At 54.7% G+C, this 10,809-nt stretch carries 7 protein-coding genes and 1 pseudogene; 5 read left to right on the top strand and 3 right to left on the bottom strand.

Annotation, left to right across the window (positions count from 1 at the left end):
• Window positions 1-484: 484 nt before the first annotated feature.
• Both glpK and L248_RS03585 read right to left on the bottom strand, forming a co-directional pair.
• Complete coding sequence (glpK, locus tag L248_RS03595) at window positions 485-2,002, bottom strand: glycerol kinase GlpK (RefSeq protein WP_022528709.1); 1,518 nt, start codon at window positions 2,000-2,002, stop codon at window positions 485-487.
• A 713-nt stretch (window positions 2,003-2,715) separates the two neighbouring features.
• Window positions 2,716-3,042 carry a DMT family transporter gene (locus L248_RS03585; RefSeq protein ID WP_022528708.1) on the bottom strand — a complete coding sequence of 109 codons (327 nt, stop codon included), beginning with the start codon at window positions 3,040-3,042 and terminating at the stop codon, window positions 2,716-2,718.
• Between the two features lie 290 nt (window positions 3,043-3,332).
• Between L248_RS03585 and L248_RS03580 the strand changes: the two genes are divergently transcribed.
• Complete coding sequence (locus tag L248_RS03580; RefSeq protein ID WP_022528707.1) at window positions 3,333-4,172, top strand: type II restriction endonuclease; 840 nt, start codon at window positions 3,333-3,335, stop codon at window positions 4,170-4,172.
• On the opposite strand, the gene L248_RS03575 is transcribed toward L248_RS03580, so the two are convergent.
• Window positions 4,165-5,055 carry a DNA adenine methylase gene (locus L248_RS03575; protein ID WP_245585270.1) on the bottom strand — a complete coding sequence of 297 codons (891 nt, stop codon included), beginning with the start codon at window positions 5,053-5,055 and terminating at the stop codon, window positions 4,165-4,167. The genes L248_RS03580 and L248_RS03575 overlap by 8 nt on opposite strands.
• Window positions 5,056-5,247: 192 nt before the next feature.
• Here L248_RS03575 and L248_RS03570 point away from each other — a divergent pair, with 192 nt between their 5' ends.
• The 4 genes and pseudogenes from L248_RS03570 to L248_RS03555 form a co-directional block, all read left to right on the top strand.
• Window positions 5,248-5,844, top strand: coding sequence for a DUF1819 family protein (locus tag L248_RS03570; RefSeq protein ID WP_040534701.1), 597 nt, complete (start codon window positions 5,248-5,250; stop codon window positions 5,842-5,844).
• Between the two features lie 4 nt (window positions 5,845-5,848).
• Window positions 5,849-6,427 (top strand): DUF1788 domain-containing protein, encoded by a 579-nt coding sequence (locus L248_RS03565; protein ID WP_022528704.1) that lies wholly within the window; start codon window positions 5,849-5,851, stop codon window positions 6,425-6,427.
• Between the two features lie 23 nt (window positions 6,428-6,450).
• Complete coding sequence (gene brxC, locus L248_RS03560; protein WP_022528703.1) at window positions 6,451-10,104, top strand: BREX system P-loop protein BrxC; 3,654 nt, start codon at window positions 6,451-6,453, stop codon at window positions 10,102-10,104.
• A gap of 58 nt (window positions 10,105-10,162) precedes the next feature.
• Window positions 10,163-10,809, top strand: a pseudogene (locus tag L248_RS03555) (BREX-1 system adenine-specific DNA-methyltransferase PglX); the annotation flags it as partial.

Here is a 10,809-nt window from a genome sequence, read left to right as displayed (position 1 = left end):
GAATGATTTCACCACTGAGCCCGTTTTGCCTCCGCTTGCTACGCGTTGGCACTCGGTACGCGAGGATAGATCCATATCCGGGCCCTGATGGTGTTTTGTGAATCCAATAATAGCAATTGCGGCCTTGCACATACGTGTAAAGGCCTCGCGACGCTGGTACGATGGCGCACCTGCCAAGGCCGGTTCAGAAACAGCAGCGGTCGGGGCAGGAGAGACGGTAATACGGTTCTGTGGTACTGGGTTTTGTGCCTTCCCGGGACGGGAGAATTGGTGGTTCCACAAGATGTAGGCAATTTTGGGCCGGAGGCTGGCGGGCGTCAGTAGCGAAATTGGTCTTAGCGGGCGGTCTTTGCCCGCTTAGACCAAGGCCGGTCTTGGAGACAATTGCGCACTTTGCAATTGGCTTCAAGCCGTGCCCGCCACGTTCCACGCCCAGCCAGCCGGAGGCCCAAAATTGCCGGGCCAAGGAGCCAACCTTTCTCCCTTAACCTTCCTTCGGTTCGTGCTTGTACATCTGCGTCGCCGCAACAGCCTGCTGCCAGCCCTCGTACAGGAAGTCCCGCTCATCCGCCGGCATCTGCGGCTCGAAGCGCTTGCCGATGGCCACGATGCTCTGCAGCTCGTCGGTGTTGTTCCAGAAGCCCACGGCCAGGCCCGCCAGGAACGCCGCGCCCATAGCGGTCGTCTCCAGGTTCGCCGCCCGCTCGATGGGAATCCCCAGGATGTCCGCCTGGAACTGCATCAGATAGTTGTTGTTGGCGGCCCCGCCGTCGACCCGCAGCGTCTGAATGGGAATGCCAGTATCCTTGTTCATCGTGTCCACCACGTCCCGGGACTGATACGCCAGGGATTGCAAGGTGGCCTTGATGAAGTCCTCACGGGTGGTGCCCCGGGTAATGCCGAAGACCGCACCGCGAGCATTGGCATCCCAGTACGGTGCACCCAAGCCAGTGAAGGCCGGCACGACGTAGACTTCGTTCTGGCTCTTGGAAGCGACGGCGGCGGCTTCAGAGTCGCCGGCCTTTTCAATCAGCTTCATCGCGTCGCGCAGCCACTGGATGGCACTGCCGGCCACGAAGACGGAGCCTTCAAGGGCGTAGTTGACCTTGCCGTTCAGGCCGTAACCGATGGTGGTCAGCAGGTTGTTGTTGGACAGCGTCGGCTTCTCGCCGGTGTTCATCACGATGAAGGCACCGGTGCCGTAGGTGTTCTTGACCATCCCAGGTTCCAACGCCAGCTGACCGAACAGGGCCGCTTGCTGGTCGCCAGCCATCCCGGAGATGGGCACGGTGCTGCCGAAGAAGTGGTACGCAGCGGCATTGCCGTAGACTTCGGAGTTGCTCTTCACTTCCGGCAGCATGATCTTGGGAATGTTCAAGATCTTCAAGATCTCGTCGTCCCACGCCAGCTTGTGGATGTTGAACATCATCGTCCGGGAAGCGTTGGTGTAGTCGGTGACGTGGAACGCGCCGCCGGACAGCTTCCAAGTCAGCCAGGTATCGATCGTTCCGAACAGCAGCTCACCTTTCTCCGCGCGTTCCTGGGCCCCCGGCACATGGTCGAGGATCCAGCGCACCTTGGTAGCTGAGAAGTACGGGTCGATCAGCAGGCCGGTGGAATCGTGGATCTTGTCTGCGTATCCGTCTGCCTCCAGCTTGTTGGCAATGTCGCTCGTCTGACGGGATTGCCAGACGATGGCATTATAGATGGGCAAGCCGGTCTGCTTGTCCCAGATGACCGTGGTTTCCCGCTGGTTGGTGATGCCGATGCCGGCGATCTGCCGCGGCTGGATGCCCGAGTTGATGAACGCAGTGGCAATGGTAGAAAGGACTGCGTTCCAAATCTCGTTTGCGTTATGCTCGACCCAGCCCGGATGCGGGAAGTACTGCGGGAACTCCCGCTGCGCATCTGCGACTTTCTGCCCGTTGTGGTCGATGATCACGGCCCGGGTGCTGGTGGTGCCTTCGTCAATGGCGAGAATAAATTTTTCTTCGTCAGCCATAGTTTTGACTACCTCCTTGAAATTGTGTTGCACACAATGATTTCGCTTTCATTTTGAATCATACACCATGTGGGAACGCGAGGGCAAGTAAGTTGTCTCGGAATTTTTCGTTCACGAGCGGGTGGGACGAATGGCAGAAAATGTGCCGGAAATCCTTGCGGGACGCAGAGTCTTGGCTGGTCGGGGGTGGCTGCAGGAATTGTGGAGAGGCCTTCACTTGTGCAATTGAAACTGGTCAGTTTGGATGGTTTGCCCAGTTTTTTGAAACGGGCGGTTGGGCGCCCAATTATGAGAAAGCGACACGCTACGACGAGTACGACAACGTGGGGAAGTGGGAAATTTTGGGGAGGTGGATCTGGGCAGCACAGACGGTTAGCTGATCGGCAGCCTGCGGTTATCCGTGACCGTGGGTACTGGCGTTGATTGGCAGGAACGTCCTTTATTATTGGCAGAAACAGAGTAAAGTCGTAATGCAGCACTGCAGTCTTTTGGGAAAACAGGCCGGATTTCAGCGTGCGGCGGGTCATCCCCGGACGACGGGCAAACAAATAGCCGCCATTCGCTGACTCGTGCTCGCGCACGGCCCAGAGGATGCCGACTATTCTGTGAAGTTGGTTGTTGGTACTTACTTTAGTTTACCACAGGTAAAATGGCCGCTGACGATTTTCAGCTTACTTAGAGGTGGAGATATGGACAGGTGTCTGCCGTGACTGTTACTGGTTACTGCCGGTGGTCAGCTTGATGCCGATGACGCCTACGAACAACATCCCGATGAACAGCCAAGTCAACGGCTTGACCTGGTCGCCGAAGAGGGTCACCCCGACCAGGACCGTGCCCACGGCCCCGATGCCCGTCCAGATGGGGTAAGCCAGGCTCATGGGCAGCCGGTGGGTGGCTTCGGCGAGGAAGCCGAAACTGGCGATCATGCCGACGATGGTGGCGATGGACCAGCCGAGATGCGAGAAGCCGTTGCTCAGTTTCATGAAGGTCGCCCAAACGACCTCGAAAAGACCTGCAATGATTAAGTAAAGCCATGCCATGATGTGTTTCCTCCTTGGAAAAGACAGGGAACGGCGCACCAGCCGTCCGCAGTGCACTGCCGCTGGAGAACAGAAAAAGCCACCAGATCCCGTTCCTCCGATGACCTATCGGAACGAGATTTGGTGGCTACCCGGTGGCAGTTGTTACAATGTTGAAGATTTTAGCACAGGGAGGGAACAGGTGGCAACTTTTGCTGATGTCACGTTGATGGTCAATCAGCAAGATACCGAGTTAAATCGCATTGTTGCGGGCGCTTTGCGTAATGTAAATTGACAAGGAGGAGATGTCAATGGTAAGCAAAGCAGAAGTAATGGCGGTGATTCAAGAAACACTGCCAACTGATGACCGCTTGTGGTCGGTGGTAGGATTCATTAATCGAGAAAAGCAGATTCTGGCATTCGGTGACGATGCCAAAATTATCGGACGCCTGTTTGAGGTGGCGGTGGTTCCGTACTTGGAAAAAGTTGCTGCCCAAGTGGGTTGTACGTTGGGCCAGGCCAAGTTGCAAACTGTCTATCCCGATTTTTGGTTAGCCAGACCAGATGGGAAGCGTATTGCAATCGACATCAAATCCACTTACAGGCGCTTCAGAAAAGACGGTACGATGAAACCCATTGAGTTTACGCTTGGTGCCTATTCGTCGTTCCTGCGCAATGGCACCAAGAACATCGATGGCCACTATACAGATTATGCTGCCCATCTGGTCATCGGTTTTCTCTATACCCGAGATGCCAATGCCACAGTGGGTGCAACGGCCCTCTCTGACATCGAGTCAATCACGGCGGCGTACAAGGACGTTGAATTTTTCGTGCAAGAAAAGCACCGGATTGCCGGTCAGTACACTGGATCTCGAGATACGAATAATATCGGTACCATCCGCGCACCGTCTCTAGCCGCTTTCCGCAACGGGCGCGGGTACTTCAGCCAACTTGGTGAAGCCGTGTTTGAAGATTATTGGCGGCACTATCCAGTGTATCGGGCGACAGAAGCTGAGAAGAAAGCCTTGTACCATACGTTGCCAGGATATTTTGCCTGGTTGGTACGCCAAGGCAAGGAAGCGGAAAGCAAACGATTGGCGGCGCAGTATGCCGTTTGGCAGGCAGAGCCAGAAAATGGCGGCATCAAATAATGACCGGGCGCTGTGCAGGTGCGACGTACCCTTTCTTTACCACCAAGGCTTCGGTCATTGCGTTCCGATTAACCGTCTTGCCTCCCAAGAAATAGTAATGTTCGTCCGTTAACAGCTCCCCATGCCACTGATGCAACGCATCATTCGTCCGGTATTTATTCTTGTACCACATCGACAAGGCATACCCGCCTGGAATCCGTGTATTAGTCCAATTGGCCAGTGCTTCCGTATCCTCAGCCGTCCAGCTGCCGAAGTAATCCGTGCTCCGGCCCGCATACGGCGGATCCAGGTAAACAAAGTCGCGATCACTGACGGTCGCCAGGACGTCCTGCCAGTCCGCCACCCGAAATTGCCAGTCGTGGGATTGAATCTGCTGCTGCGCCCAAGCCACCTGATGGACGATTTTGGTGATCAGTGCTGGGGAGAATCTTGCAGGTTTCCGACCAAAGGGGACATTGTAACCATTCGGTCCAAACCGGATCATGCCATTGAAGTTGGACCGTTGCAGGAACAAGAAGTCTAGTGATGAATGGGATTGGTTGAATCGCTCCCGGACTCGATAGTAGTAACTCCTAGCGTCGGCCGGCGTTTGGCACAGTTTGGCACCTTCCGCCGTGAGAAAGTCACGAACGACAGCAGCGTCCAAGTCGCCCCGCTGGAGATCCTGGTAAAACTGGATGATGTAGGGGTTGTTGTCACTGAAGATGGCGCGCTTGGGGGCGATGTTGAATCCAACTACCCCAGAACCCATGAATGGCTCGTACCAGACACCGTTTCCGTCCCACGACAGGGAGGCAGCGATGAACGGAACAAGTTTTGTTTTGATGCCTTGGATTTTGATGGGCGGCACGTGGACTTTGGTGATTTCTCGGGGCAAAAGCAAAATTCCAACACCTCCTCACAACGATCGTTGGCTCCATTCTACCAAGCCACGACGGCCTTTCTCAATGCCCACTGGTTTTTGTGATTGGACTGGGTCAAATATCGACGTGCCTATTCCTTCACAATCCGCCCGGGATACGTGATAGAATACAAATGACACACCAGAAAACGCAACGTTAAGGAAGGTCAACCGATGAATCGATACAGTGCCAGCGCCGTGAAGTTTTCGTTCTGGTTCAGCGAATTTGCCGAGACAATTAACTTAGCGGCAAAGGAACCCAATAGAGCAGAGCTTCGCGCCTATATTGAGGCCAACAATCCATACTCCGCGGTGAGTCCAAGTCGGCTGAAAACAACGACAATCGTCGTGATGCGTCGCGTTGAGGCAATCTCGCCCGGGCTGCGCGAATTGTTTTCTCAGTTGGATCCGGTCAATCAAAAGATGGTGAATCTCATCAGCATCATGAACACAGAGTCTTTGACGTACAGCTTCATGTACGAAGTCTTCCGTCAGGAGCTCGTCCTTGGCGACCGCCGCATCGAGCCCTATGAGGTGACGGCTTTCTTCAATAAACTAAGCCTGGAGTACCCTCAGGTGGCTAAGTGGACTGACCAGACTGTCAGTCGGCTGCAAAGCACGCTGCGTAACTATCTGCGGTCGGCTGGCTTGGTGAAGAATGACGGTGACGACCTGGTGGTCCAAAGCTACCTCGTTGATCCGCGCCTCATTGACCAGTTGCGGGCTGACAACAAACCAGATTACATCGCCATATTCACGGGGAGGGTATAAGCCGATGGTGACAGTGGAAACAAAATTCGAGCATCTGCGGGAGCGGATCAAGACGAAGTCGTTCCAAGAGAACAAAGGGCTGAGCAACGAGGTGGGTTATTACCTGTTCGACTATCCGCCGGAGCGGGAGTTGTATGTGCGTGACCAGATTAGCGATATCGCCCACCAGTCCACCATCGCCACGATTGGCGCCGATGTCCATGTGTTCAACCTGTTCGACATCATGCTGGGCGTGGTCGACCAGCTGGGTTACCGCGACGCCTTCTATGAGTTGGAGGAGACCGATGGTATGGACCAGGTCATCGACCAGATGAACAATATCCTGGAGATGAACGAGGAGCACAACCGCATCGTCCAGGCCATCCAGGACCAGCTCACGGACGAACCGACGATCCTCTTCATCACCGGTATTGGCCAAGTATACCCGGCCATCCGCGCCCACAAGGTGCTGAACACCATGACCCAGGTCATTGACCAGATTCCGGTTATGATGTTCTATCCGGGCAATTACAACAGTGTCCGCCTGCAGGCCTTCGGGGAGTTGCAAGAAAACAACTACTATCGTGCGTTTCACTTCGAATAATCTATTCAGGGGAGAAAACTGATATGAAAATACGCGACTTGTTCGTCAAGCCAATTAACCGCAGCATCCAAGGAGTAATCAAAGTCGGTCAGGACGATGACGCCAATGTTCACCAGGAGCTGGAAGAGTACGTTGTCACCCGGGAACTGAAGGGCCACTTCGATGACTTCTTTGCCGCTTACGAGAAAAGTATCGACCAGGATACTGACGAGATGGGGGTTTGGATCTCTGGGTTCTTCGGTTCTGGTAAATCACACTTTCTGAAAATTCTATCGTACTTACTTGAAAACCGCACGGTGGACGGCAAGACTGCCGTGGCCTACTTCCAGGACAAGATCCACGACCAGATGACCATTAACCGCATGCTCAGAGCCGCTCAGCAGCCCACCGATGTGGTCCTGTTCAACATCGACTCTAAGGCCCAGACCGGCGCCAAGAACGACGAGAATGCCATCATCAGCGTGTTCCTGCAGGTCTTCAACGAGATGCAGGGCTTTTCGAGTACCAACTTCTGGATCGCAGAAATGGAGCGGCAGCTGTCCGCCCAGAGCAAGTATGACGCTTTCCAGGAAGCGTTCATGGGGTTGGACAACGGCCATGCCGACTGGAAAACTGTCCGGGACCAAGCCGTCTTCAAGAAGAACACGATCAAGAATGCCCTCGTTCAGGTCGGTTTCCTCGAAGAGGGCGACGCGCAGGGCTTCATCGACCAGCTGACCAAGCCCTATGCCATTAGTATTGAGAAATTCGCCGACATGGTGGAGAAGTACATCCAAGAAAGCCGCCGCCGCGTCGTCTTCCTCGTGGATGAAGTGGGGCAATTCGTCGGGGAAAGCACTTCCCGGATGCTTAATCTCCAGACCGTCGTCGAAGACCTCGGTGCCGCCACCCGGGGCAAGGCCTGGGTGGTTGTGACGTCCCAGCAGGCCATCAACGACATCACGGACAAGATCAGCGGTCAGGACTTTTCTAAGATTCAAGGCCGTTTCACCACCCGGATTAACATGAGCTCGGCCAACGTTGACGAAGTCATTCGTCAGCGGCTGCTGGAGAAGACCGCGCCGGCCAAACAGCAGCTGACCGCGGATTACGATGCGAACTCAGCTTACTTGAAGAACGTTATCGACTTCGACGATGGCGTGGACCGGAAGAAGTTTTCGTCTGGTGACGATTTCGCCCGCAACTACCCCTTCGTACCCTACCAGTTTAATCTGCTGCAGGACGTTTTGACGGCAGTTCGCACCCACGGCTCCGACGGTAAGCACCTTTCTGAAGGCGCCCGCTCCATGCTGTCGCTTTTCCAAGAGTCGGCCGAAGCAGTCATGGACAAGGATGATACCGCTCTGGTGCCGTTCAGTCTGTTCTTCGAAGGCCTCAAGCAGTTCCTGGACCACACCCACAGCATCGTCATTCAGCACGCCTTGGACAATGACACCCTCAACCCCAGTAAGGAGGACAATCCCTTCCCCATTCAGGTGCTGAAGGCGCTGTTCATGGTCAAGTACCTGGACAACTTCAAGGCGACAAAGAACAATATCGTGACACTGATGATCAACGCGGTAGATGTGGACCGGCCGGCGTTGGAGAAGAAAGTGGACGCTGCGCTGGCCGCTTTGCGCGAGCAACGGTTCGTCGAGAAGAACTTCGACACTTATGAATTCCTGACCGACGCCGAGCAGGACGTCAATGACGCTATTAACAAGCAGGAAGCTTCTACCAGCGATTTGGAGAAATCCCTGGGCGACTACATCTTCGGCACCAGCGAAGGCATCACGAACAAGTACACCTACCCCAAGTTAAAGGGCCGCTACAACTTCACTTTGAATGAGTACGTGGACGATTATCCCATCGGCCTGCCCCGGAATAGAATGTCGATTCGCGTGGTGACCCCCTTGGATGACCGCAACAGCCGTGAGGAAGCTAACCTGATCCTGCTGTCGACGGCTGAGAACCAATTTAATTTGGTGATCGATTTGCCGCCAGAAGACGATTACCTGGAGATGCTCCGCCGGGCAGTCCGCATCAACAACTTCCTGCTAGGGGCCGGCACTCATCTGGATGACCGCTTCACCCTGATTCAGAACCAGCGCAGTGCTGAACGGGCGCAACTGATTACGGAGGTCCGCTCTAAGATCATTTCAGCGTTAGAGGATCCAGAGACGAACATTTACGTCGCCGGCCACAAGATTGAATCCGGCAAGGACTTCCAAGGCCGGCTCGATGATGGCCTGAAGGTTCTGGTGGACAATACCTACCGCCAACTCTCGTTGATTGACGCCGCCAAGTCGGCTTCGGACATTTCTCAATTACTGGATAGAAATGGCAGTATGGCCGTGACGACGACAGAGAATCAGGGGGCCGTTCAAGAGGTCTACAACTGGCTGCAGCGCACCATTCAGAGCAACCCCCACGTGACGCTGCAAGCCGTGCTGGCCAGATTCCGCGACCTGCCGTACGGGTACATCGACGACGATGTGGAATGGCTCGTCGCCAAGCTGATGGTGGACGGCAAGATTCAAGTTAAGATGCAGGACGAGGTCCTGTCGCCTGTGAACCCGGAGTATACGGCGCAGACCATCACCAACTACCTGACGAAGAAGCAATACGCCGAGAAAATCTCGATTCAGGTCAAGAAGGACATTAGCCCCGCTGCTCTGCGGGACATGAAAGAAATCGCTGACAAGGTCTTCAACAAGCGCAGCTGGTCTGAGACCCAGCCGGATCTGATGGCGGCTGAGTTGAAGAAGAAGATCCAAGCGGATTTGGACATCCTCACGTCTTACGAGCGCAAAGACCAGAACTATCCGGGCCACGACCTGCTCCAGCAGGGAATCCAGATGTTCAACAAGCTCCTGGTGGCCAATGAGTCGGATGGCTTCTACAAGCAGATCCATGCCATGTATGGAGACCTATTGGACTGGTCCGATAACATGGAAGACCGGGGCATCAAGGACTTCTACCTGAACCAGAAGCAGCAGGACATCTGGGACAACGGGCTGAGCGACCTGCGTCGGTTCAAGGCGTCTCGGGACTTCCTGACCAGTGCGGACCTCACCCAAGACCAAGAGAAGCTGAGCCAGCTGTTGTCGGGAAACCGGGCCGGCCATGCCATTCAAGAAATCGCAGAGTTCCACGACGATTTCGTCGAGAAGTTCAGCCAGATCATGGATGACAGCATGAAGCAGGTAACTGCCGAAATCGAAGGCTACCAGAAGCAGGCGGAGGAACGGATTGCCAATTCGTCTGTGGGAGACGCCTTTAAGGAGCGTCGTCGTCGAGAATTGACGGAGAGTATTGGTCGTATCAAGCAGGAAGCGGCCGCTGCACCAGATCTGACCCAGTTGGTGGCTAAGCCGACGGCAGCAAGTGCGCTGCTTACGCGAATTACGAACAAACTGGAGGCCGAGGAGAAGCGGCTGGCGGACCTGGTAGTTACCCCACCAGTAATTGATCCCGGTTCTGGAACAGGTAGCACCGTCACCCCGCCTTTGCCGGATCATCCCGATAAGCCAGTTCCTCCCATCATTCGGACCAAGTATATAAAGCCTTCCCAGCTGCCGATTGCACAGGAATGGTCAATCTCCAATCAAGAAGATGTTGATCGGTATGTTGCCGAGTTACGACAGGCATTATTGGACCAACTGGGGCAGGATCAGATTACCAAGTTTACTCTTTAAAAAATGGTAGAGCGGTCGTTCGCATCGCGGACGGCCGCTCTTTTGAAAGGAAAAGAAAATGGACAAGAAGAAGATTCACGACTTTGCAGTGAAGGCCCGGCACGAGCTGATTGAGAGTGTCCAGCTGAAGCTGAACCAGGTAGGTATCACCGATAAAGGTGCAGGTGATAAGCTGCCAAACTCGACGGCGGAGATCGAGTTTTACTCGGTTAACGATCCACAGGGGCTCACCGGCAGCGATGTCTCCCGCCGGGCTGCTCTGGTCAACCGTCTCCAAGCCGCCGCAGACAAGGACGACTGGAAGACGGCGTACAACAACCTAGTCGAGGAAGCCGCATACACCTGGTTCAACCGCATCATTGCGCTCCGCTTCATGGAAGTGAACCACTATTTGCCCAGTCGGGTGGCTGTCCTTTCTTCCGAGGAAGGCCGGGCAGAGCCAGATATTCTTGCCCATGCGTTGGAGATTGAGGATTATTTAGGCCAGTATTCGAAGGAACAACGCCAGATGATCCAAGATGCCGAAGACACGAAGACGCCGGAGGCGATGGACAAGGCCTACCGAATGCTTTTTCTGAAACAAGCCAATGCCCTGAACAAGAATTTGCCCGACTTGTTCGAGAAAACCACCGATTCTCTCCAATTATTGTTCACTCCCAGCTATCAGAACGGGGTCATCAAGCAGCTTGTGACCGAGGTGCCCCG

This window comes from Schleiferilactobacillus shenzhenensis LY-73, assembly GCF_000469325.1.
GTDB lineage: Bacteria > Bacillota > Bacilli > Lactobacillales > Lactobacillaceae > Schleiferilactobacillus > Schleiferilactobacillus shenzhenensis.
The sequence above is the reverse complement of the archived record's forward strand: the minus strand, read 5'-3'. Positions and strand labels throughout refer to the sequence as shown.